Genomic DNA, 21,992 nt, shown 5'->3' on the forward strand with positions numbered 1-21,992 from the left:
CCTCTTGCGCACCGGACACGCCCGGTGGTCGTGTTCAGACGCTCGCCGACGCCTACGAGGCGGCCATCAATTCCGACGACCAGGGGAATGGTCCGAAGAGACGGGCAACGAGGTGCTGCTCAACGGTCCCGATGAGACCAACGCGGCCATCGAGTAGGCATTTAGCATCGACGAGCAGGTCGACCTCGACTAACTACAAGAGATCCCATTCGACGACATGGTCATTCGATTTTATTTAGTGTCGAGATTGGATTATCTTCCAGTGGCCACGGACGACGGATAACAGCTTTGGGACTACGGGCCGCGGTGTCAACCGGCTCTCTGAAACGGTACTGGGAGCGGGCGTTCTCTCAAAGATCGGGGATCACACGGCGACCGAACAGGTCGACGGCCTTCATGACGTCTTCATGGTCGGTCGTCGGCGTCGCGAGCCGCAACACCGCGTGATCGACGCCGAACGCCTCGCGGTACCTTTCGAGCTGAGCTGCACACTCAGACGGCGTCCCGTAAACGAACAGATCCTGCGCGAACTCGTCTATGTCACCCTCGAGCGCGCTCACCCACGCCTCCGGAACCGTCGACCCCTTCGCCCGGTACGATTCGACCAGTTCCGTCAGCAGGGCGCGAAGTTTTTCACGAGCGACGTCTCCGTCCTCGTCGATACAGGCGATTCGGAGCAGCGGAACCGTACGCTTCGAGCCGTCGGCATTGTCTAAGAACGATTCGTACGTCGCATACTTCTCCTCAAGAGCGTCGAACGGTTCGCGCCAAGACGGCAGCCAGGCATCCCCCAGACATGCGGCCCGCTTCAGTGCGGGCGTTGATCCGCCGCCGACCCAGATCGGCGGTTGCGGATCGCGGATGGACTCGGGGGCAAGGTCGAACTCCTCGAACGACACGAATCGGCCGTCGTAGGACGACGGTCCGGGTTCCCACAGTTTGTTGAGTGCGCATAAGTGGTCGGTCATTCGCGGGCCGCGCAATTTGAAGTCGTACCCGAGATTCTCCATCTCGTCGCGGCGCCAACCGGTTCCGACGCCAAGGATAAAGCGACCGTCCGAAACGACGTCGACCAGATTCGCCGCGCCTGCGAGCGAGACCGGGTTCATCTGTGGGAGGATCGTAACGCCGGTTCCGAACTCGATTTCATCCGTCGCGGCTGCGAACCCGGCAAGTGCGATATAGGAATTCGGCCACTTTGCGTCCCAGCCGTGGTGTTCGGCAACCCATGTCGAGTCGAAACCGAATTCCTCGGCACGTTGGACCTCCGTCAGTGCCTCGTCGAACCGCTGTCCGCCTTCCGTGCATCTGAATCCGATTTTCATACGTATACTTTCCAGTGCGTTCGCTTACTGGACCTCTGCTCAAACATACAGCCACACCGGTGGAAAAGGTACCGGTGCTCGCGGACTGGCCGAAACCGTGTCGCTGTCCCGGTCGAACAGTAGAATTGTGACGCTGCCCGTCTGTACCCCGTTACCGCAGTAATGCGTTGTGACCGTCTCCGGAGTTGAGTATCGCCCCGAAGTGTGGCGATCTCCCTCGTCACCAATCCACAAGAGGACTTATGAGCTTACGCTCTTGTGAAGCAGATTGTTGGTGACGACTGCACAGTTGATTACAGGTTGAGCGACCCCTTCCTCCAGCCAGTTTCACGTCCGTTCTGCTAGGGTGGCTACCGTAGTCCCAAGTTGAGAAAGTCGCCAGACATCTCTCCACCAACAATGTTCTACACAAGAGCGTATAGTAATAGATATATGGGAAAACACGACCAATCTTGTCTATGGTTATCTAAATCAATTTTCCGCACTAAGTTGAAAGAGCAAGATATTTATAAATCGCCAAAATCGCCTATTAGGTGTATGAAGATTCTCGTTACGGTCAAAGAAGTCGCGACCGTCGAAGACGAGTTCGAGATCGAGGGAACGGCGATCGCCGACCAGTACCTCGGTGCCGATCTCAACGAATGGGACGACTACGCCGTCGAGGAGGCCGTCCAACTTCAGGAGGCCGGCCTCGCCGACGAGGTCGTCACCGTCACAATCGGGCCCGAAGACTGCGAGCAGACCATCCGCCAGGCCCTCGCGAAGGGCGCTGACCGCGCCATCCGCGTCTGGGACGACGCCCTCGAGGATGTCGACCTGTTCGACGTCGGCGCGAAGACCGATATCCTGAGCGCCGTCGTCGAGGCTGAAGAGCCGGACCTCGTCCTCTCGGGTGTGCAGTCCGGCGACGACAGTTTCGGCGCCACCGGCGTCTCGCTCGCCAGCGCCGTCGGCTTCCAGTGGGGCGCGGTCGTCAACGGCCTCGAGCACGACCTCGAGGACGGCGTCGCGTCGGTCCGGCGCGAACTCGAGGGCGGCGTCGAAGAGCTGACCGACGTCGACCTGCCCGCGGTGCTGACGATCCAGACCGGGATCAACGAGCCCCGCTACGCGAGTCTGCGTGGTATTCGCCAGGCCCAGCGTAAGGACCTCGATGTCCAGACGCTGGCCGATCTCGGCGTCGACGAGAGTGCGGTCGTGGGTGATCTCGAGCTCACCGAGATGTACGAACCCGAGACCGAGAGCGACGTGACCGTCTGGGAGGGCGGAGCCGACGACACGGCCGGACAACTCGCTGAGTTGCTCCGCGAGAAGGGGGTGGCACAATGACGGACGTACTTGCCATCGCCGACCACCGCCGCGGTGAACTCCGAGACGTGAGCTACGAGATCATCACCGCCGGGCGCGAACTCGCCGACGAGACCGGCGGCGACCTCCATCTGGCGATCATCAGCGGCCCCGTCGAGGAGTTCGCCGAGAAGGCGAACCGCGAGGGCGTCGACGCGATCCACACCGTTTCCCACGGCGAGGAGTTCAACCACGACGTCTACACGCAGGCGGTCACGCAGTTATATGACGACCTGGTAACGCAGTACGTGCTCACACCCAACAGCGTCAACGGCCTCGACTACGCCCCCGCCGTGGCGGACCACCTCGGCCTCCCGATCGTTACGGATACGGTCGGCCTCGAGACCGACGGCGAAACCCTGCTCGCCAACCGCGAGATGTACGGCGGTAAAGTCGAGACCACCGTCGAAATCGACGCCGAATCGGCGGTCGTCACCATCCGCAGCGCCGAGTGGCCAACCGCCGAGGGCACCGGTGACGCGTCGATCGAGGCCTTCGATGTGGAGATAGACGAGGACGCCATCGGCTCGAGCGTCACCGGTTTCGAGGAGGTCGGCGGTGGCGACGTCGACATCAGCGAGGCGGATGTGCTGGTCTCGATCGGCCGCGGGATCGAAGAAGAGGAGAATCTGGACATCATCCGCGATCTGGCCGACGCGCTCGACGCGACGCTGTCGTCGTCGCGGCCGATCGTCGACAACGGCTGGCTCCCCAAGAATCGGCAGGTCGGCCAATCCGGCAAGGTCGTCACGCCCGATGTCTACATCGCCATCGGGATCTCCGGCGCAGTCCAGCACGTCGCCGGGATGAAAGGCTCCGATACCATCGTCGCGATCAATACGGATCCGAACGCGCCGATCATGGACATCGCCGACTACGCGATCCACGACGACCTCTTCGATGTCGTGCCCGCGCTGACCGAACAGTTCCAGTAGTCCGCTACTTCTCCGTTTCTGCGATCGTGACTTCTACCGCTGAATACACCGACTCTACTGGCCAGTGTGAGAAGAGTTAAGTTCTACCATTCACCCTCATAATATATGGAAATCGTTGCACAGGCGGACGCTTCCAGAGAGATGTACCTGGGGCTTCACGGTGTCGAGAAGCTCCTGTTTTACTTTCTCGTCTCGGTCGTCCTCGCCGTCTTCGCCTACGGCGTCTCTCAACGAGTGAGTCGGTACACCGACGGCGACGACGACCCGTTCGAGCGGCTGAACGCCCTGCCGACGCGGATTATCAGCGCCGCGAAGATCGTCCTCTCGAACGAAAAACAGTTCAACCGCGATCTCTACGGCGGGTTGATGCACTCGTTTATCATGTGGGGCTTTCTGACCCTGTTTATCGCCACGAGCATCATCGCCTTCGAGAGCTACGGCACCGACCTCCTGCTGGGCATCCAGTTCTGGGAGGGCGAGTTCTACCTGGCCTACCAGTTCATGGTCGACGCCATGGGGCTGCTGTTCGTCGTCGGCATCGGGATGGCGATCTACCGGCGCTACTGGGTGCGAAACGAACGTCTCTGGGGCCGTCATACCTCCAACGAGGACGACATCTTCATCTGGACGCTGTTCGGACTGGGCGTCGGCGGCTTCCTCCTCGAGGGCCTGCGGATTTACATTACGGGGATGCCCGATCACGAGATCGTCAGCTTCGTCGGCTACGGCCTGGCCATGCTGTTCGGCGCGGTCGGCGTGCCGACGACCGACGCGGCCACGAATCCCGGGACCTATCAGGCGGTGAGCGTCTTCGGCGCGAACGCCGAAACCCTGCACTGGCTCACCTGGTGGAGCCACTCGCTGCTCGCGCTCGGCTTTATCGCGTGGATTCCCTACGCCAAGCCCTTCCACATGCTCTCGTCGTTCGCCAACGTCATCACGCGCGACGAGAAGGCCGGTGCGCGGCTTCCGGGCGTCCCGTCGGATCTCGACGCGACCAACGCCGAAGACATCGACGACTTCACCTGGAAAGACATTCTCGATCAGGACGCCTGCACCAAGTGCGGCCGCTGTTCGTCGGTCTGTCCCGCCAAGGCTTCTGACCGTCCGCTCGATCCCCGAAACGTCATTCTCGACCTGAAATCCTATCGTGAAGATCTCGCGGCCGGCGGCGAGGAGAAACCGATCGTCGCCGACGGCGGGATATCGGTGATCGACACGGAGACCATGGAGTCGTGTATGGCCTGTATGGCCTGCATGGACGCCTGTCCCGTCGAGATCGAGCACCTCAACTCCTTTACCAAGCTCAACCGCCAAATGACCGACCAAGGCGACGTCTCCGCGTCGATGCAGGACGTCTTCCAGAACGTCATGCAGGACGGCAACACGTTCGGCAACAGCCAGCGCAACCGCGCCGACTGGGCCGACGATCTCGCGTTCGACATCACGGACGCCCGCGAGGAGACGGTCGACTACCTCTGGTACGTCGGCGACTACCCGAGTTACGACGAGCGCAACAAGCAAGTCGCTCGCTCGCTGGCCACGATTCTGCAAGAGGCCGACGTGAGCTTCGGCATCCTCTTTGAGGACGAAAAATACGACGGCAACGACATTCGCCGAGTGGGCGAGGAGTTCCTCTACATCGAACTCGCCGGCCACCACGTCGAAAGCTTCGAAGCCTGCGAGTTCGAGAAACTCGTCTGTACGGATCCCCACTCCTACAACACCTTCAAAAACGAATATCCGGAGGTCGACTTCGAGGAGTTCGCCGACGACCCCATCATGCCCTTCGAGTACGACGAGCACTGGAACGCAAACGGCGAGGTCGACGTGCTCCACTGGACCCAGGCCGTCGAGGAGTTGGTCAACGACGGCGAACTCGAGCTGTCGGGCACCGAACTCGACCATACAGTCACCTACCACGATCCGTGCCACCTCGGGCGGTACAACGACGAGTACGAAGCTCCACGTGAACTCATCCGCGCCACGGGCTGCGAACTCGAGGAGATGCCGCGCAACCGTTCGAACTCGTTCTGTTGTGGCGGGGGCGGGGGCGGCCTCTGGATGGACTTCGAAGAAGAGCCCAAACCCAGCGAGGAACGCCTCCGCGAAGCGCTCGAGGACACCGACGCCGGCGCTGGCGTCGAAAAGTTCGTGGTTGCCTGTCCGATGTGCATGACGATGTACGAGGACGGGCGCAAAACCGGGGGCTTCGAGGACGAGATCGAGGTCGTCGACGTGGCCGAACTCATCGTCGAGGCGATCGGCGAGGAAGAGCAAGCGGATCTCGAGGTCACGGCAGACTAACCCCATGTACAGGAGAACTTGAAATCATCCACTCACGAACTATTGCAGTAGTTAGTGAATCACCTTGCTGGATCTCTATCGAAGAACGCCTAGATATTCTCGAGAATGTGAAAAGAAGAAGGCCAGCAGAACGGCTATTAGCGTGATCGTTGTGATGAGGGTGGAAGAACGAACGTATCCTGACGGACGTCAGGATGCTCAAGATGCAGCTATACTCGACGGCCTGTTGGTTCTCGGAAGGTCCTCGCAGTACTTGGATTACTCGGCGTTGACCGCTCTCATAGCGCGATTTGGAACTAGACACGCACGTCTTCAAAGGTACAAAGCAATCCGCCGTATCCACAAGGGAAGGTCTCTCGTGCGCCCCATCAGAACCCTCCGAGTTCTGAGGACGGTAGAGCCATCGCGAGTCTAGAACACATAAACCAGCCGATTCACTGATACCAAATTGCTTGGTGAGAGAGGTCTACACCGATCAAGTGAAATAGATAGGTTTCTGAAACGACAACCGAGCACGTGCAGGTGGACGGCGAATACCCTGACAGGTGTCGGGGTGCGCTCGGTCTCCCAAACCTCATCACAGTCCACGTCTAAGGTCTCTCTGAGCAGGTTGGCGAGCTGCATGGACACTTCTCGCCACCACCTGCTCGTTCCTCAAACTATCATCTAGACAGTGCCCCTTGATGAATATTATCTACAACATTAAACGTGCTATGAGCTAACCAAATCTAACGCTGTATGGCGATCCCCCACGAAAACTGAGGTATGATCACTTAAAACGCAAATTCGGCGCGATTTGTTTGCGCCGATCTGCGTGATGTTCGGCAGTTAGTGGTCACATTTGGGAGGATGACCATACTGCTAGTGTTGGCGCTTGCCAACAAAACTTTATCGTGTACAATCCATGTTAAGTGTTTATTTTTTCGTTGAGAGAGTTGTGCACAGATATTCTAATTTGTTCGGAGTGATTGTTTGGAGGGCATTGATGGGATGAAAGCCTGCTAAGCCCCACGCATGGATGAAGGAGTGGGATGGCAAAGGCCGACAACTATAGAAAAAGTTAGAATTATTTTCTCGTAGAGTGTTACAACAGGCGGTGATCACTTCGTCGCAGTCTCAGTCGAAGAGTTGCAAGATGCTCTCGACAGCGTGGACGAAAAGAAGTCGACACAACAGCTCTTAGCCGCGATAGCGTATAAAAACGGCGTCACACAGACTGAACTAGCCGAGTGGTACGGCGTGCAGCAGCGGACGATCTATAGCTGACTCAAGCGGACTCGATATTGATGAGTCGCTTGAGCAGGCCGTTGCTGATGCTCTTCGATCTGGGAAAAAACACCCGGAAAAAGAGCAAGATAAGTCCAAAACAACTGTCCACGGATCTCCTAAGGAAGTTGGGCTCAACGCACCGGCGTCCACGTCAGCGCTCGTTCAGCAGTATCTTGACGAAACCTACGATGTCGAGTACTCAATCCCGAGTTGCCGGCGGTTGCTCAAAGAAGCGGGATTGAACTATCAAAAAACCACGCCGTACAGCCGTTGAATCCGGTGCTGACGAGCAAGAAACGTTCCACGAAGAGTTTAAAATCGGCAGGAGATGGACGCCACCGTAGTCTGTATCGATCAAACCAAGAAATCCATGCAAGTTGAGCCGCGTGCCGCGTGGTTTCCCCGCGGCACGCAGCTGTTCGTCGAATTATCTGGCCAACGCGACTGGACGTGTCTCTTGGGCGCGATCACCGAAGACGGTGATCGTTTTTCGCCCGGTTCGAAGAGTACGTAACCGCCGAACACGCCAAACATTCCATTCTTGCATTATGCAAAGAGTTCGAAGATGATCTGCTGATCGTGCTGGATGGAGCGTCGTATTTCCAGGCGTCGGCCGACACGGACCTGGCGGCCCGTGACGACCTCGCCTTTGTCACGTTACCGGCGTACTCACCAGCGCTAAGTCCTGTCGAGGAGTGCTGGAGACAACTTTAAGCTGCTCTCAGTAACCGCTTCTTTGAGTCACTCGACGATCTAACAACGGCGATTGATACAGCTCTTGACTAGCTCTCTATGCCAACAGTGAGTAACCAATTATAATTCTCACTATTGCTCTGATAGGGAAGGCAGTGGTTCATTCAGCCCCAGCATCTCGATCTGCTCTTGATAGCGATTGCGGATAGTTACCTCGGTCACTTGTGCAACATCTGCGACTTCCTTTTGTGTTCGTTTCTCGTTACAGAGCAGCGCAGCCGCATAAATCGCAGCCGCCGCGAATCCAGATGGACCCCGTCCCGACAGCAGCGGATCTGCAGTCTCTTCGATAATCTCACTGGCCTTCGCTTCCACTTCTTGGGGGAGCTCGAGCTTCGAACTGAATCGCGGAACGTACTGTTTCGGATCGACCGGGAGGAGTTCGAGACCGAGTTCGTTCGAGATGTATCGATAGGTGCGGCTAATTTCGATCCGTTCGACACGTGAAACGCCGGCTACTTCCTCCAAAGAACGTGGGATTCCTTCCTGGCGGCATCCTGCGTAAAGGGAAGCGGTGGCCACTCCTTCGATCGACCGTCCACGGATCAGATCCTCGTTCAGTGCCCGCCGATAGATCACACTGGTCACCTCACGAACGGCGCGTGGAACACCGAGTGCGCTCGCCATCCGATCGATTTCGCTGAGCGCGAACTGGAGGTTCCGCTCACCAGCATCCTTCGTCCGGATGCGCTCTTGCCATTTCCGGAGGCGATGCATTCGCGAGCGCTTTTTCGCCGAGATGGCACGCCCGTAGGCGTCTTTGTCCTTCCAGTCGATTTTCGTGGTCAGTCCCTTATCGTGCATCGTCTGGGTAGTCGGGGCACCGACGCGGGACTTACTCTGTCGTTCTTGATGATTGAACGCCCGCCACTCCGGACCAGAATCCACGAGTTCGTCTTCGAGAACGAGCCCGCACTCTTCGCAGACCCGTTCACCGCGACTAGAATGGTGGCGGATCTTCGCTGATCCACATCCTGAGCAAGTCGTGGTCGCAGTTTCATCACTCGAGTGCGTTGTTTCGTGCTCTTCGTCGTCGAGCCGGACAGACCAAACCATTGGTTTTCACCAGAAGAACCGCTGGAGTATAAAGTTTGAATTATGAATATGATACTTCCGATTGTAGGTTCTCGGTCCAGAAGCTCTATAACTTGAATGCCCCCGCCACAAGCAGTGGGAAGACGAGTGTTGCCTCTGCTTCAATCTGGGTGTAGTTACCTCGCTCTTCTTTAATTTTGCCCCACGAAACCGCCTCGTTCGGTGGGGCGCCCGACAGCGACCCATCCCCCTCCATCCCCGTTGAAATGTAGACGACGTAATCCGCCCCACCACGGAAGAGATTCGTCATAATCGCATGATGTTTCGGGACACCCCCACCAACCGCGATTAGCCCCGTCGTTTCTGCGAGTAATCCGTCCTCGATGAGCGAGTCGTAGTCATCCAAAATCTCAATTCCGACGTCTGAATCGTAGCCCTGTCGGTAATAGTAGAGGAAGTTCCCAACCTCGGCGTCGGTCAGTGCTGGACAGTACACTGGGACGCCATTATCCGCCGCCTGCTTCAAGACTGAATCCTCGTCGTCAAGCGTTTTCCCTAATTCACGGGCGAATGCCGTCGGTGTCCGAATTTTCTCCTCCGCGAAGAAATCATCGAAGAAATCGTATAGATATTCCTCGAGCCACACGTACCGATCAGAAGGAACGAAGAGATTACCGAGTCGGTTGATGCCTCGCTCTCGAAGTGCTGCTTCATCTGCGTCCCAATTCCCCATCTTGAACGGTTTCGCAGTCTTGATGACGTCCTCTGTTAAGGATCCGGACGTCGTGATGAGAACGTCTACGTACCCTTCTCGGATCAGGTAGGCGACGGTCTCGCGCAACCCCGACGAGATGATATTCGATGTGAACGTGAGATAGACTGTCGCATCCTTTTCCTGCATGCGTTCTGCAATATCGATGGCTTCTGCGAGTTGGGTCGCCTGGAATCCAGTCGTCGCGTACGACTCGAGCATTTCTTGCAAGTCGAATTCTCCTCGAAAGTCGTAGCCACGAACATCTGGGGTACGAAGTTCCTCATCACTCCCGGGGACGACGTGGTCATGAGCGGCGTCGTTATCCATACTATTGGATAACTTTCCGAAGGATTTGAAGAACTCGAAATTGGTCGTCCGCTCTCGATACACCCAAGGCCATCAACGATGGAGTATTACTATGCCGAAGGTAGCTGTCCTTCGCCCTGACAATACTCGTATTGACGAGGCTATCACTTATCTTCAATCGCTGGATGTTACGCCGATCTCAGATCCGATGTTGACTATCTGTCCGACAGGGAAGCGACCTCGCCAGGCGGAGTTTTGTGTCTTCACCAGTAAGACCGGCGTCGAACTCGCTGTAGAGCATGGATGGCAATCAGATGAGGAGACAGTGTGTGCTGTCGGTCGTCATACTGCAGCCGCGTTACGAGATTACGGATATTCTGTGGATGTGATTCCTTCGACGTTCACTTCCACGGGCCTCGTTGAGGAGTTGACAGATGTGGTTGAAGGGGAGACTGTTGAGATCGCTCGAAGTGCACACGGGAGTGATGTCCTGATTCAGGGATTGAAAGAAGCAGGTGCAGACGTCCATGAAACCCATCTCTATTATTTGGAGCAACCGAGTACTGCAGGGCGGTCGGTCTCGCTCGCTGTAGAGGGCGAACTAGATGGAATACTGTTCTCATCGCCAAAGACGGTCGATCATTTCTTCGGAATCGCGGCTGAACGTGACGCTACCGGTCCACTCCAACGTGCGGCTGCGGAAACGGTTATTGGTGCAATTGGGGAACCGACAGCGCGAGCTGTCCGCAAAAATGGAGCCTCTGTTGATGTTCTCCCAGACCAAGCTAGTTTCAATCGGTTCGCTCGTACCACAGTCAACCGTATACGAGAAATACAGCAATAGGGAAACTCCGTTTCTAACCGAGCAGTTACAAACGATATTGCGATCACTTGATTGTAAACCAAGTTACGCCGAAGACGAAAATACCGGCACCAGAAAGTAATAACGTGTGTCGATAGCCGAACACGGTTGCAGCCCCGACTGTGAGCGGCGGACCAATCGTCGTCCCGAGTCTGAGAACGCTCGTTCGAATGCTCATAATACTTCCGCGAAATTCGTCCGGTGCCCGTTCATTGAGCGCGGTATCCGTAATCGGTTCTGCGAGCCCCTGACCGAGACCGAACAAGAAGAGTGCGCCGGCGATGACGTAGATAGAGTCCGCGATGGCGACGATCACGAGGCCGATTCCGTAGCTCACGAATCCAAGCGCGATCGATTGGAAACTCGTGAGCAACTGAAGCACGCGGTCCCCCTGCATTGCAGTCACGCCCATCGTAACTGCAGGTAGTCCAAGGAGAAGGCCGATTCCTGCCGACGAAAGCTGGAATTCGTTAGCGAGCAAGAACGGAACGGCGGTGAGTTGGGCACCATAGAGGATGACGAATATACCGAGGATTGCAAGATAGAGCATCACGAAGGGAGTCATCGGTGTTGGTCCGGCAAGGAACTCGCGGATACTCGAGTTCGAGTTGTTCTCGTTTCGGTGTGGCTCCTCGAGCAAGGTTATCCCGGGAACAGCGACAAGCAACGCGAGAGGGAAACACGCAAAGGGAACTGACCAAGAGAGTGTTGCGAGCGCACCGCCGAGGAGCGGATATCCAGCAGCCCCAACCGCGAGAATCGCCGCATTAGTCCCGATCAACACCCGCCGTTGTTCACCGGAGTAGAGATCTCCGAGGAGTGTAACCGTGAGCATAATTATCGCACTGCTCGCCGCGCCCTGGATCGCTCGAAGTGCGAGAATATGCGTGAAATCGGAGATAAAAATAATGCTGCCTCCGCTGAGTCCGAAGACGATGAGCGCAGGGATCAAAATCGGTTTTCGACCGATGCGGTCGGTCAGCAGTCCAATCGGGAGTGTAAGAAAGATCCCGGGAAGTGTGAACGCAGACAATAAGAGGCTAGCTTGGGCCTCCGAAATGCTCCATGCCTCCTGGACCGCTGGCAGTGCAGGACTAATGAGCGAAACTCCCATAACAGCGACGAGTGTACTTGCGAATATCACCGCTACTGCCGGGGAATTTCGAAGTGACCGTATCCATTCCATTCCTATCTATTCATACTTCAGCAGTTGAACTCTGTAAGTCATCTGCTATTGAGGGAGCGTGCCATAGAAAGGGTCATATTCCCTTCAGCGCGTTAGTAAACGACCAGGACAACCTGTTCACATTCGGCATGAAACCACATACTGAACGGCCGGGCAAAAGGGAACTATGTGTCGGAGTAATCGGCCGATGCACTATCAATATGTGGTCCCGATCCGTAACCGTTCGGTTAAGCTGACACTTGTAGGAGTTCTTGTTCAAATCCGTCGTCCTCACGCCAGCGCCACGAACTCACGTACGGATAGCCGTCAAGCGAAACGATGACGTATGAGTACTCCGGCCAAGCTGCTTGTTCGGCATCAATTTCAGTCGGCTGTGTCGGTCCAGTGGGATGGGAGTGATAGAAACCGACGATTCGATCACCGGCTGCCTCAATCGTCTTCATAAGCTCCAGTTGCTCTTTGGGGTCGATGGAATAGCGAATTTTCGGCGTGTTTGCTACGTTTTCCGCAGTATATACTGATTCGACAATCGATTGGTCTTCCCCGTACGTTCCACCGAGGATTCCACAGATTTCCGCTTTATCTTTATTACACGCTTGCTCAACTACGCGGTCATACAGTGGTCGAGAGAACTTGATCATACTCAAAGTAGCAGACTCAGTATAAAGACTAAAAGATATAGTCTAACCAGATGCAACTGTCCACAGATCACAATTGAAAGACGATACAAGACAGTGTTGGGAAGTCGATTTGCTATGTACCAGGAACCACCATCACCTCGTTCCTTCAAGTTCTAATTTGAACATTACTTCGTCATCGTCGGTAGCGAGCAAGGGTGAGCGCCGATAACGCGATGATAGCAGCGATTAGTCCGAATCCGGATGTCATATCAACATCCTCTACCTTGCGATCGTCATCTGACTCCATTTCGGTACCACTATCGGTACTCTGGGCATCGCCGTCGTTGGCTTCTACTTGACCTTCCGCCGCGTCCAGTTGGAGTACAGCGACGACTTGACCGTGTAACCGCTCGTGTTTCTCACTCCGATAAGTCCAGTTACCTCCGACCTCCTCGTACGGTTCGGCATCGGCTATCGGATCGACGCTGGTATTCCAGTCGTCGTTTGGCTGTTCGACGTATCCCACGAGTTCGATGTCGTCCGCGTGGTCGCCCTCGATCTGTACGTCACCGTACTCGACAGTGGTGCCCTCCGAGTGACCGTGGAACTCAATGCAGTGGGAATCCATGTATCCATCTCCCTGCGGGAGATCCGCATTCGTCCCGAACTGATCGGCGTCGAGTGGCCACTCGTAGTTGTCGGTCAGTGGGTACTCAACGGTCATCGGATCGGCGTACTCGTGCCACGTGAGCGCATCGCCGGTGGGGATCGTCACCGTCGTGTTCGGAACGCTCTCGCCGACGACCGGCTCACCCGCTTCGTTGAGCAACGTGACGCAGATTTTCCCGGAGCCATCGCCGAGATACGGGCTGCGATAGTTGTCACGCGGATTCGTGTAGCTGATCCAGTTACCGTTCGGATCGGCCGCCTCGAAGTACTGATCGCCTCGTTCAGGTGCCGGCTCCTCGTAGGCCGATTCGGAGACGTTAGCCTCAGGCGACACAACGGACGCATCGACGGACTGTGGTACTTCGGCACTCGAACCAACGGGTGGAATAACACCCGTGATGAGGACGACACAGAGAGTGATTACCAGGACGGTACGTGTGGAGGTGAGAGAGAATTCACCGGTCATGCATATCACTGGCTGATACTCGTGTCGCCGCGTGGATTCGAGAGAAAGGGTACTAACATACCGAGCGACCGGTCGATCCACTGGCCGTCCGTGTCAAGGCGAGACCGTGACCAGTCTCGATTCGTTTTTACAGCCCGTCTGGTTTGATCTGGTGACTGTGATGGGATACTACTAATCATCTGATCGAACTTTCGAAATGATCACCGTATACTATGCGCCGTCTACTTGATGGTATTCAGCAGTTACTTACGCCGTTCTCATTCAGAAAGCGACGAGAACTCTCTCAGGACAAAGCATCGGCAGGCATCGCGTAGTGGTTTGGTTAGTGATGGTTATCGATTTCTTTCAGTTGATTCGGTGGCATTCTCTTCAGTGGACGGGAGTAGCTGGGGTCCACCTGTCTGTCGACTGTAGAGCCACTCCGCCCAGGAAAGTTTGAGTTGACTCGGATCTCGGTTCGGGAACTGCCGCTCTGCCGTCTGACTATAATTGAGCAGCGCGACCAACAGGACACCTCCGACTATATTGCCGAGCGTGACCGGTACGAAGAAGGCTGCAAACGCCGCCCAGAGGCTAGCGTTCCCCTGAAAGACGAAATAGAGAACTTCGCATGCGCCCGTGATGCAATGGAACAGATCGGCCGATGGAATCAGAAACATAAGGAAGATGACGAGCAGCAATCGCGTCGTCGTATCTCGACTTGCATGCACCAGCCAGACCATCGCTGCGACGATATTCCCAGCGAATATCCCCTTAAAGAAGAGGTCCCACCAACCAGTTTCGAACGCGTGTTCGCCGAAGCCCAAGGCAACTTCCGCAGCCTGAGGGGTAAAGACGCCCGTCGTCGCCAGGACGAACGCACCGAGAGCCGCGCCGAGGACGTTCGCGACGATGACGATTCCCCAGAGTCGAAGCAGATTTCGAACACTCGCAATACGCGTCAATACGAGTGTGACGGGTGTGAGCGTATTCTCGGTGAACAGCTGATACCGCCCCATCACGATGAGGATGAATCCGACCGGATAGAACAGGTTCCCGATCAGTGGCGCCGACTCGAGTGGAACGGCCGCGGTGACCGCAGATCGTGCGAGAAACGTCAACGTGATTGCGAGTCCGGCAGCTATCCCGCTCATGAACAACTGGCGCCTGCTTCGGCTGAACTCCTCGTCCGCGGTGGCGACAAGTCGCTGAAAAATTTCGTCCGCCGAGAAATAATCGCGGATTGCCGCTCCCGCAGCCGGCGCTCCGCTTCGCGACCGTTCGATCGTCTCGCGCATCGCCCTGTCACGGTGTCGAATCGAAGCCTGGATCGCGCTGAGATCGCCCGCCTTCACGATTGCCTCGAGCAACGCATCGTACTCGAGGGGACCATCGTACCGGTGGCCGTTGATGAAGAACGTTGGTGTGCCGTCGACGCCGCTGTGCGCTCCGCTCGAGACGTCTTCTTCGATGCGCTTCTCGTGCACCCCGGCATCCAACTCTCGGGTGAACTGTTCGGTATCGAGTCCGAGTTCGTCGGCGTATCTAATCAGGTCCTCGTCGGTGAGAGCGTCTTGGTGCTCGTAGAGAACGTCGTGCATCTCCCAGAACATCCCCTGCGCAGCGGCGGCTTCGGCAGCTTCCGCGGCACGCAAGGCGTGTGGGTGAGCCTCCGTGAGTGGGAAGTGCCGGAAGACGAACCGAAGCCTGTCGCCGAGTTGGTCCCGAATACGTTCGAGTACCGGGTAAAGCCGGCCACAGGACGGACACTCGAAGTCACCGTACACCACCAGCGTAAGCGGCGCATCGTCGGACCCACGTACGTGATCGCGCTCCGTGACTGGGGCCGCGAGCGTCGAAACCGTAGATCGACTCATGAACAACCGCAGTAGACCACGGCGCTCAAACCCTTATTTCCCCGGATTCCTGTCTCCATGGTGGACATGGGTTCTTGTTGTACGTGTTTGTTGTGACAGTCAAAACGTTCGTTCGAGCAGTCGTACGATATTTCCGTGAAGACGGCTTGAATCGCGGGACATTGAACGTGAGCGGGGAGTACATACCCCCTGCCTCTACCGAGGCATAGAACGGGAGTCCACGCGAAAGCCTCGGGGCTCGACTCCGAGGAAATTTACCATGTACCCAATTCTTCTCTGAACTACTATAGCCGTGCGAGCACGAACCTAGTATCGAGAGTTCCGCGAAATTGCTCTGATGTGTGCCGTCTACAACATCAAACGCGCTGTCAAACAGTGAAATCCACCGTCTTAGAGCGATTCAACAAAGCCGAGCAGGACGAGTCCAACATCATGGACGAGCTCGTAGACGTATCCCACCCGATACGGAGAGTCGATGTAGCCGTAATTAGACCCTCGAGACGCTCTCGAGTATGGGCCTCTACGTGGACGAAGAGTGTGAGCGAAGCATTCGCGCAGACCAGCCGGATAACTTGCTGGACCCTCGAACATGGAGCATCTCGAGCAACCGTTGTTCCTGCTCGGCCACGGCGTCGAGAATCCTGCCAATGGAATTCACGGTGACGAAGAGTATCTCTACATCGTCGAATTGCCAACGCGAACCCCATTCGATGAACCGGCAGAGTAGACGGTCAAGGTGAGCTGCCACGCCGGCTTTCCGCGGTGGGATGGGCCGACAGACAACGCGTCGAGCAACCCTCGTGGCAGTTTCAGGGGTCGCTAGAAGCCGCTCTCGAGGATCTGAGAGTCGAGTCTGCGTAACGACTGACTCAGAATACCAGCAGACTTTTGCGAACAGCCCTGTAACTGTGTATTATGAGCCTCACCACTGATGACTTCGCCAAGTTCATGGCCGGTGATCCAGAGGACAACGAAGAAGTTCCCCTTGGTGATGCGTTACAGGAACTGGCTATCGACATTGAGGTTGATTCTGTCGAAGAGGTCCGCGACGTCCGCGAACGGCTATGAAACTCTTTCTCGATACGAACGTTATACGGTGAGCAGGCGTAATACCACGGCCTTCAGGCCGTGGATACACGCCGTCACTCCGTGGAACAGACCGCCGTTCAAACGCCTGCCCCGAGTTTCCATGGTGACGTTTAAGTGACAGTCGGATCTACTGTAGTGTAGGAACCGGTCGGAACGGAGCGGATTCCGAACCGTCCTGCGGAGGCGGCCTGTCCGCCCACGCAACGAGGCAATATCCGAAAAGGCAGTCGGTGAACGCCCATTCCAGAAGAGTGGGTCTATGCTGACTGCTCAAAGCACGCAACACGATACCCCCGGCTCTGCTGACGTCTGCCGGCGTCCCCGTGGCAAAAACAACACGTGGACGCCGTACACGGTCGAGGATAGGGGTAACGGCGGTTTGGCACCGTCAGCAGTCCACCACTCCGATGCTGTGGGACTACCTGTGCCCGAAAGGTGTGGTAGTCCGGTGATTGGATTGCGAACCTGAAACTCCCACCGCTCGGGATTCCTCCGCATTTACGCGGAGGAGGATGTCAATGTCGCCGCTGTTACCAAGGACACTGACCGATCTGAGGTAGCCGTTCGTCTTCTCAACGATTTTGATGACAACTACACATCTGTCTTAAATCTCATGGAGCTACGGACTGTTCTTGCGAAGAAGAAGACCATCGAACGAGATCCAGTTGAACAGATCGAGCAGCGCATCAAATCCCGAACGATCGTCACATTCCCGGATGCCTCGGATATGGTCGAAGCAAATCAACTCCAAGACGAAACGCTTCTTTATCCGATGGATGCTCTCATTCTTGCCGCAGCCAATTCTGTCAACGCAACTCTCGTCTCGTTTGACAGTGAATTACGAGAACACGGTGCGAAGCGACCGCAAGATCTCATTTAACAACTTGAAGGTGTCATAGAACCCATCTCATACCGTGCTCCCTGGATTGTCTCCGTGTTCGTCGTTGGTGATTGCGACGACGAGTCGTAGAGACAGTACAAGGAACACCTGTGCTCGTGTGTGGACGCGGCCTCGGGACGCTAGTTACCAGTGCAGGCGTCTCTGTCTCTGCCAGCGTGCCGTCTCGGTCATCAAGTTCGAACCGGGGATGCAGACTCAGTACGGTCGCGTATGGTTCGGCATCTGTTGGCAGTCGGTCCAACTCGAAGCCGTTGTGACCGTCTTGCACACGCCGAAACAGTGTTTCAAACTGCTCACGCTGGAGCGGGATGGTACCGTCGTCACCACGGTACTCAATGTGGATCCGATGTTCCTGAAGAATTGTTAGGTGAAAGGGCTTGCGCGACAGTGGCGTGAGCAGCGTTGCATCCACTGGCAGTTCCTCAGCGTTATCGAGGAGATTATGACAACTGTGGTAAATGACCTAGGTAGTCTTTATCGGTACAGACCAATAGCCACTTGACGCCAGAAGTGCTACTTTCGCCCTTACATCGTTCAGTACAGTGGGATTAGAGAGCGGTCGATACAAGGTGCAACGGTATCATCATAGATAGACGCCACAAATGAGTGAACCAAACGTTCAACGAGCGACAGCGGCTGTTGCCGAGCAACTTGCGGAAGTCTACCAAAGTGCGTATCAGGAAAACCGTCGGCTAGGACTCCCCAACAACGAAGCAGAGTCTGTATCAAAGAAGAGGATAGCTGGTTTGATCCGGAAAAGTACGGTCTACGTTGCTAAAAAAGGCGACGATGTGATTGGCGGTGTCTGTCTTGAAAACACAGATTCAGACCGTGTGAAACTCAGGCGACTTGCCGTACACGAAGATTGGAAAGGGGAGGGTGTCGGAAGACAATTATTGGACTACGCAGAGGAACAGGCTCAGTACCATGGGTACGCTACGATTTGGTTGATCACTCCGAAAGCGCACCCATATCTCCCGGAGATGTATCGCCAACGTGGGTATGAGGATGTCGAAACAGTCTCGCAGGAAAACTATGACTTTGAGTTTCTTGTGATGGAAAAGAGGATGTCATAGAACGAGCCTCACGGCGTTCCTTTCATCCCGTGCGGGCTGAACTATCCGTTCACTACACCTGCGCACTTATCGAAAATGATTACATAAAAACGGCTAATGATATGCTATGGACGATACTCGGATTATTCAGGTAGCAACTCTCTGGTTTGTTGTCCTCATCTACATACAGACAGGCTCTGGTGGCGGTGGCGCAGTAAATATGGCCATCGGTTTTATTGCTCTTCTCCTCATATATATTCTTCCGCTCACTCTCGTTATTTTCGTCATCCTACAGCTCGTCGATAGATAGATCACCTGTACTTGCCGTTTGTCAGATAGCGGTGGGAAGTGTGAGAACTGTTTTCTGATACTCTGACGTTGTATTCCAAAGCTCTCCGCTGAGTTTATTGTCTCCCCAAAGGGGTGAGGAGTTCAGAAATGACTGCAATCGCCCAGACAGTGACCACCGCATTGTAGTTGGACGAACTAAATGAGAGTGTCAGCATTATTAATTATGCTGTTATGTTTGCTAATCTCTGCAATGGGCTTTTCTGTGTTATAGCTATCTCCAATGGAAACTATTATGTGATCCAAATAATGAGTCATCACTACTGAAAGTTAAAATAGAAATAATGACCCGAAATACCGTTAACAAACTTGCTTCAATTATAGTCACCGACGTGTTGGGTTTGCTGTGGGTGGCCAGCATCAATGCATTCGAAAATTCTCGTGAAACGCTGACTAGGTGGATGATCCCGCACGATATTGGCCACCGGAACCCCGAGCGCCGCTGCAACAACCCGTTTTCAGATAGTTACTAGTATGAGTAACAAACCCTCCGACAGTCCGTCTGATTGCCCTGCTAACCACCCCGATGAGTCACCGTCAGTACTGACTCGTACTCGACAGCAGTTCATTCGCGTCTCGCCACAGCTACTTTCGATTGCTGTCTGGCTGGTCTTTATACTGGTCGTCACTGGCTCGGCGACAGCCCAGTCAGATGTCGGCGACGTCTATTGTGGGACTGGCGTTGAAACGGGGATCACTATCGTTTTCGGTGCGATTGCTGGTCTTGGGCTCCCCGCGACAGGCTTCTATGTCTGTCGAGCAGGCCTCTCGTACATGCGTGCGGGTGGCAACCCTGAGAAAAAGAACAACGCCAAAGAGCGGCTGGTGATGTCGGGGCTCGGGTTCGGGATTATCGTCCTCGCACTCATCTCTCCCGAACTCATCGACAACATTGGGAGTCAGATGGGATTCGACTTCTCCAGTTGTGTGCGGCCCTTCTGAGACTTTACACAATTGAAACCGACATCCCCTCACCCCTGTCGATGGCTACACTCCGCCCGGTGATCGTCGTCGCCCTCCTCGTTACGAGTAGCCTCGCCGTTGGGTTGATGGGCACCGCAGCAGCCAGCTCACCAGCTGCGAACTTGAGTACCGCACTCCCTGCGGACGGGCCTGATTACGGCGTCAACGAGTCGCGGTTTCAACTACTCTGGTCGGAGGATACTGACCAGGAAAATCTCTCGAGTGCCGATTTCACAGAGAATGCGTCCTCACCGGCGGCGTTCTCTCAGCGCCTCTCGAGGTCTACGGACTACCTGTTCGACGAGCCAATTGAGGACGTCGAACGCTGGAATAGCGGTGACTTCGATGACTATGCTGCTGGTGATGAAGAGACATCGGTCCACCCTGAAGCAGCAGCCCTCGAGGATGGACGCTTCATCAAAGACGCCCACGCCACCATCTTCACAGTTAATCCGTCGACGGTCCTCCAATCGGGTACTAACTCGACCACGTATATCGCGCCAGAAGGCGAGGTCCTCGCGATCTCCGATTACCGAGTTGAGGTACCGGACGACAGTGAAACTGGACCAGTACGCGACGAGTGGTCCCTCGAGGAGACAGAACTCGAGAGTGTCACACTCCAAATCGACGGACAAGCAGTCGATTCGAACACGAGCCATCAGTCGACCCTCAAGTACAGCAGTCTGTCAGGAGCCCCCACGTTGACAGTTGAAGCAGACATCTCCGCTCAACTCCGCCAGAAAGAGCAGACGTGCGACGAGTATAATCAGAGCACGGACTCCTGTGAGGGCTCGTGGGAGACGGAGATCAACCACCCCTCCGAACACCTCACAGCAACTGACTCACTCGAGACTACTGTCAACCGAGTCGATACCGCCGATGGAAATCAGACGGCGTTCGAAGCCGATGATAACCGCACCGGTGCAGTCGTTCACCCGGGCACCGTCTGGTCGGGGATCGGTATCGACGACGAGACACGGGTTCGCGGGAACTGGCGCTTCTATTCCGCAGGCGCAGACGGCTGGCATACAATGGTCTCACAAACCGAATCAGGCGCAACTCGAGTGAATTCCACTGTTCGTCCGGCACAGCTCTACGCGGTCCCAATGCAGGCAGAACCAGAGGTGGCGGGTGGTGCGACCGATACTGTCGCACCACCACTCGAAATCGAAGCAGCCTGGGGAAGTGAACATGAGGGTCCATCCCTCGATGACGAGATTGACGTCACCCCAGCCGATCAGTACGTGAACGCGACGTCTATCGCGCTTCGATCAGATTCACTCTCAGCAGATTCGTTCGACACAGTGGATGTCCACGGAATCGTTCGTGGCCAGTCACAAACAGTCTCGCTCGAGGACGAAGGCACCGTTCACGAAACGAATCTCGAACTGACCGTGCTCGAGGCCAATTCCTCGGGGGCGGTCGTCGAAGCAACAGTCACCGAAAACGCAACTGGCGAGCCAGTGACGACTGGGCGCGTCGAAGTCGGCAACCAGTCGGCTCCCCTCAACGCCAGTGGCATGGCTCGACTCCATCTCGAGGAGCGGCCATCGCTACTCGTTGATGGGAGGTACGTTGCTGCAGATTGGTGGGATGCGGAGACGATGTACGCTGGGGCCGAAGACAGAGCGAAGATTCCACCGAAGTATCCGAAGTTCGCCCAGCTCGTCCAACTAGCGCTCGTGACGCTCTTGTGGTTCCTGCCAGTTTCCCTGGCCGTCTACGGGTTTGACTACCTGTCTGGCGGCACGTTCCTTGGACTCACAGACAACAATGACCGATAACACCCCTACTCACGAGAGTCGTATCGCCCGCCGATCAGTCCTTGCGACCATCGGGCTCAGTACTGTCGGACTCGCAGGCTGTACGTCGAACACAGATTCAGAGCCCTCCAACAACAGTTCGGAGGATGGCTCTGGACTCGACACCGAAGACAGCGATGTCTT

Annotated in this window: 17 protein-coding genes and 5 pseudogenes; 12 read left to right on the forward strand and 10 right to left on the reverse strand. The window is 55.8% G+C overall.

Annotated features, from left to right (window positions below):
- Positions 1 to 350 precede the first annotated feature (350 nt).
- On the reverse strand, positions 351 to 1,325 hold the full coding sequence (locus tag BM348_RS18655; protein WP_092907355.1) for an LLM class flavin-dependent oxidoreductase: 975 nt from the start codon (positions 1,323 to 1,325) through the stop codon (positions 351 to 353).
- A gap of 537 nt (positions 1,326 to 1,862) precedes the next feature.
- Between BM348_RS18655 and BM348_RS18660 the strand changes: the two genes are divergently transcribed.
- From BM348_RS18660 to BM348_RS18670, 3 genes are all read left to right on the forward strand, one after another.
- Complete coding sequence (locus BM348_RS18660) at positions 1,863 to 2,654, forward strand: electron transfer flavoprotein subunit beta/FixA family protein (protein ID WP_092907357.1); 792 nt, start codon at positions 1,863 to 1,865, stop codon at positions 2,652 to 2,654.
- On the forward strand, positions 2,651 to 3,607 hold the full coding sequence (locus BM348_RS18665) for an electron transfer flavoprotein subunit alpha/FixB family protein (protein ID WP_092907359.1): 957 nt from the start codon (positions 2,651 to 2,653) through the stop codon (positions 3,605 to 3,607). Before BM348_RS18660 ends, BM348_RS18665 begins: the two co-directional genes overlap by 4 nt.
- Before the next feature lie 105 nt (positions 3,608 to 3,712).
- Positions 3,713 to 5,914 (forward strand): (Fe-S)-binding protein, encoded by a 2,202-nt coding sequence (locus tag BM348_RS18670; RefSeq protein ID WP_092907361.1) that lies wholly within the window; start codon positions 3,713 to 3,715, stop codon positions 5,912 to 5,914.
- A gap of 443 nt (positions 5,915 to 6,357) precedes the next feature.
- On the opposite strand, the pseudogene BM348_RS22045 reads toward BM348_RS18670, so the two are convergent.
- Positions 6,358 to 6,538 (reverse strand): annotated as a pseudogene (locus BM348_RS22045) (IS6 family transposase); the annotation flags it as partial.
- A gap of 504 nt (positions 6,539 to 7,042) precedes the next feature.
- Here BM348_RS22045 and BM348_RS18680 point away from each other — a divergent pair.
- Positions 7,043 to 7,969 (forward strand): annotated as a pseudogene (locus BM348_RS18680) (IS630 family transposase).
- Between the two features lie 39 nt (positions 7,970 to 8,008).
- Here BM348_RS18680 and BM348_RS18685 read toward each other — a convergent pair.
- Together BM348_RS18685 and BM348_RS18690 are read right to left on the reverse strand one after the other, a co-directional pair.
- The gene (locus BM348_RS18685) at positions 8,009 to 8,992 is read right to left on the reverse strand and encodes a transcription initiation factor IIB (RefSeq protein ID WP_092907363.1); all 984 of its coding nucleotides are present in this window, start codon (positions 8,990 to 8,992) and stop codon (positions 8,009 to 8,011) included.
- Between the two features lie 85 nt (positions 8,993 to 9,077).
- Positions 9,078 to 10,052, reverse strand: a complete 975-nt coding sequence (locus tag BM348_RS18690) for a deoxyhypusine synthase (protein ID WP_092907365.1) — start codon at positions 10,050 to 10,052, stop codon at positions 9,078 to 9,080.
- A gap of 91 nt (positions 10,053 to 10,143) precedes the next feature.
- Here BM348_RS18690 and BM348_RS18695 point away from each other — a divergent pair, with 91 nt between their 5' ends.
- Positions 10,144 to 10,875, forward strand: a complete 732-nt coding sequence (locus BM348_RS18695; protein ID WP_245779539.1) for a uroporphyrinogen-III synthase — start codon at positions 10,144 to 10,146, stop codon at positions 10,873 to 10,875.
- Between the two features lie 43 nt (positions 10,876 to 10,918).
- Here BM348_RS18695 and BM348_RS18700 read toward each other — a convergent pair whose 3' ends face one another.
- From BM348_RS18700 to BM348_RS18715, 4 genes are all read right to left on the reverse strand, one after another.
- Positions 10,919 to 12,079: an MFS transporter gene (locus tag BM348_RS18700; protein WP_092907367.1), complete on the reverse strand. Its 1,161-nt coding sequence runs from the start codon at positions 12,077 to 12,079 to the stop codon at positions 10,919 to 10,921.
- Positions 12,080 to 12,306: 227 nt separating this feature from the next.
- On the reverse strand, positions 12,307 to 12,720 hold the full coding sequence (locus BM348_RS18705; RefSeq protein WP_092907369.1) for a desampylase: 414 nt from the start codon (positions 12,718 to 12,720) through the stop codon (positions 12,307 to 12,309).
- 172 nt (positions 12,721 to 12,892) lie between these two features.
- Positions 12,893 to 13,834: a PGF-CTERM sorting domain-containing protein gene (locus BM348_RS18710; protein WP_092907371.1), complete on the reverse strand. Its 942-nt coding sequence runs from the start codon at positions 13,832 to 13,834 to the stop codon at positions 12,893 to 12,895.
- A gap of 332 nt (positions 13,835 to 14,166) precedes the next feature.
- Positions 14,167 to 15,690 carry a formate/nitrite transporter family protein gene (locus BM348_RS18715; RefSeq protein WP_092907373.1) on the reverse strand — a complete coding sequence of 508 codons (1,524 nt, stop codon included), beginning with the start codon at positions 15,688 to 15,690 and terminating at the stop codon, positions 14,167 to 14,169.
- Between the two features lie 494 nt (positions 15,691 to 16,184).
- Between BM348_RS18715 and BM348_RS22050 the strand changes: the two are divergent.
- The 3 genes and pseudogenes from BM348_RS22050 to BM348_RS18725 form a co-directional block, all read left to right on the forward strand.
- Positions 16,185 to 16,551 (forward strand): annotated as a pseudogene (locus tag BM348_RS22050) (hypothetical protein); the annotation flags it as partial.
- A 54-nt stretch (positions 16,552 to 16,605) separates the two neighbouring features.
- Positions 16,606 to 16,758 carry a hypothetical protein gene (locus tag BM348_RS21545; RefSeq protein ID WP_175507257.1) on the forward strand — a complete coding sequence of 51 codons (153 nt, stop codon included), beginning with the start codon at positions 16,606 to 16,608 and terminating at the stop codon, positions 16,756 to 16,758.
- 517 nt (positions 16,759 to 17,275) lie between these two features.
- Positions 17,276 to 17,659: a type II toxin-antitoxin system VapC family toxin gene (locus tag BM348_RS18725; protein ID WP_092907375.1), complete on the forward strand. Its 384-nt coding sequence runs from the start codon at positions 17,276 to 17,278 to the stop codon at positions 17,657 to 17,659.
- Positions 17,660 to 17,686: 27 nt separating this feature from the next.
- Here the strand turns inward: BM348_RS18725 and BM348_RS20845 are convergent.
- Together BM348_RS20845 and BM348_RS22495 are read right to left on the reverse strand one after the other, a co-directional pair.
- Positions 17,687 to 17,797 (reverse strand): annotated as a pseudogene (locus BM348_RS20845) (IS5/IS1182 family transposase); the annotation flags it as partial.
- Positions 17,775 to 18,140 (reverse strand): annotated as a pseudogene (locus BM348_RS22495) (hypothetical protein); the annotation flags it as partial. The pseudogenes BM348_RS22495 and BM348_RS20845, both read right to left, overlap by 23 nt.
- 142 nt (positions 18,141 to 18,282) lie before the next feature.
- Here BM348_RS22495 and BM348_RS18735 point away from each other — a divergent pair.
- The 4 genes from BM348_RS18735 to BM348_RS18750 all read left to right on the forward strand — a co-directional run bounded on the left by BM348_RS18735 (position 18,283) and on the right by BM348_RS18750 (position 21,830).
- Entirely contained in the window at positions 18,283 to 18,756 is a 474-nt protein-coding gene (locus tag BM348_RS18735) for a GNAT family N-acetyltransferase (protein ID WP_092907377.1), read from the forward strand.
- Positions 18,757 to 18,862: 106 nt separating this feature from the next.
- A complete protein-coding gene (locus tag BM348_RS18740; protein WP_092907379.1) occupies positions 18,863 to 19,045 on the forward strand; it encodes a hypothetical protein in 183 nt (60 codons plus the stop codon).
- Between the two features lie 512 nt (positions 19,046 to 19,557).
- Complete coding sequence (locus BM348_RS18745) at positions 19,558 to 20,025, forward strand: pilin (RefSeq protein WP_245779541.1); 468 nt, start codon at positions 19,558 to 19,560, stop codon at positions 20,023 to 20,025.
- Between the two features lie 41 nt (positions 20,026 to 20,066).
- Positions 20,067 to 21,830: a hypothetical protein gene (locus BM348_RS18750; RefSeq protein WP_092907381.1), complete on the forward strand. Its 1,764-nt coding sequence runs from the start codon at positions 20,067 to 20,069 to the stop codon at positions 21,828 to 21,830.
- The last annotated feature ends 162 nt before the right edge of the window (positions 21,831 to 21,992 follow it).

Source organism: Halostagnicola kamekurae (assembly GCF_900116205.1).
GTDB lineage: Archaea > Halobacteriota > Halobacteria > Halobacteriales > Natrialbaceae > Halostagnicola > Halostagnicola kamekurae.

Excerpts from the sequence above, each read along its gene's own strand:
- BM348_RS18710 (WP_092907371.1), bottom strand. The coding sequence starts at position 13,834 with ATGACCGGTGAATTCTCTCTCACCTCCACACGTACCGTCCTGGTAATC.
- BM348_RS18745 (WP_245779541.1), top strand. The coding sequence starts at position 19,558 with ATGAGTAACAAACCCTCCGACAGTCCGTCTGATTGCCCTGCTAACCAC.
- BM348_RS18695 (WP_245779539.1), top strand. The coding sequence starts at position 10,144 with ATGCCGAAGGTAGCTGTCCTTCGCCCTGACAATACTCGTATTGACGAG.
- BM348_RS18735 (WP_092907377.1), top strand. The coding sequence starts at position 18,283 with ATGAGTGAACCAAACGTTCAACGAGCGACAGCGGCTGTTGCCGAGCAA.
- BM348_RS18690 (WP_092907365.1), bottom strand. The coding sequence starts at position 10,052 with ATGGATAACGACGCCGCTCATGACCACGTCGTCCCCGGGAGTGATGAG.
- BM348_RS18665 (WP_092907359.1), top strand. The coding sequence starts at position 2,651 with ATGACGGACGTACTTGCCATCGCCGACCACCGCCGCGGTGAACTCCGA.
- BM348_RS18670 (WP_092907361.1), top strand. The coding sequence starts at position 3,713 with ATGGAAATCGTTGCACAGGCGGACGCTTCCAGAGAGATGTACCTGGGG.
- BM348_RS18660 (WP_092907357.1), top strand. The coding sequence starts at position 1,863 with ATGAAGATTCTCGTTACGGTCAAAGAAGTCGCGACCGTCGAAGACGAG.
- BM348_RS18705 (WP_092907369.1), bottom strand. The coding sequence starts at position 12,720 with ATGATCAAGTTCTCTCGACCACTGTATGACCGCGTAGTTGAGCAAGCG.
- BM348_RS18700 (WP_092907367.1), bottom strand. The coding sequence starts at position 12,079 with ATGGAATGGATACGGTCACTTCGAAATTCCCCGGCAGTAGCGGTGATA.
- BM348_RS21545 (WP_175507257.1), top strand. The coding sequence starts at position 16,606 with ATGAGCCTCACCACTGATGACTTCGCCAAGTTCATGGCCGGTGATCCA.
- BM348_RS18685 (WP_092907363.1), bottom strand. The coding sequence starts at position 8,992 with ATGGTTTGGTCTGTCCGGCTCGACGACGAAGAGCACGAAACAACGCAC.
- BM348_RS18715 (WP_092907373.1), bottom strand. The coding sequence starts at position 15,690 with ATGAGTCGATCTACGGTTTCGACGCTCGCGGCCCCAGTCACGGAGCGC.
- BM348_RS18655 (WP_092907355.1), bottom strand. The coding sequence starts at position 1,325 with ATGAAAATCGGATTCAGATGCACGGAAGGCGGACAGCGGTTCGACGAG.
- BM348_RS18740 (WP_092907379.1), top strand. The coding sequence starts at position 18,863 with ATGGACGATACTCGGATTATTCAGGTAGCAACTCTCTGGTTTGTTGTC.
- BM348_RS18750 (WP_092907381.1), top strand. The coding sequence starts at position 20,067 with ATGGCTACACTCCGCCCGGTGATCGTCGTCGCCCTCCTCGTTACGAGT.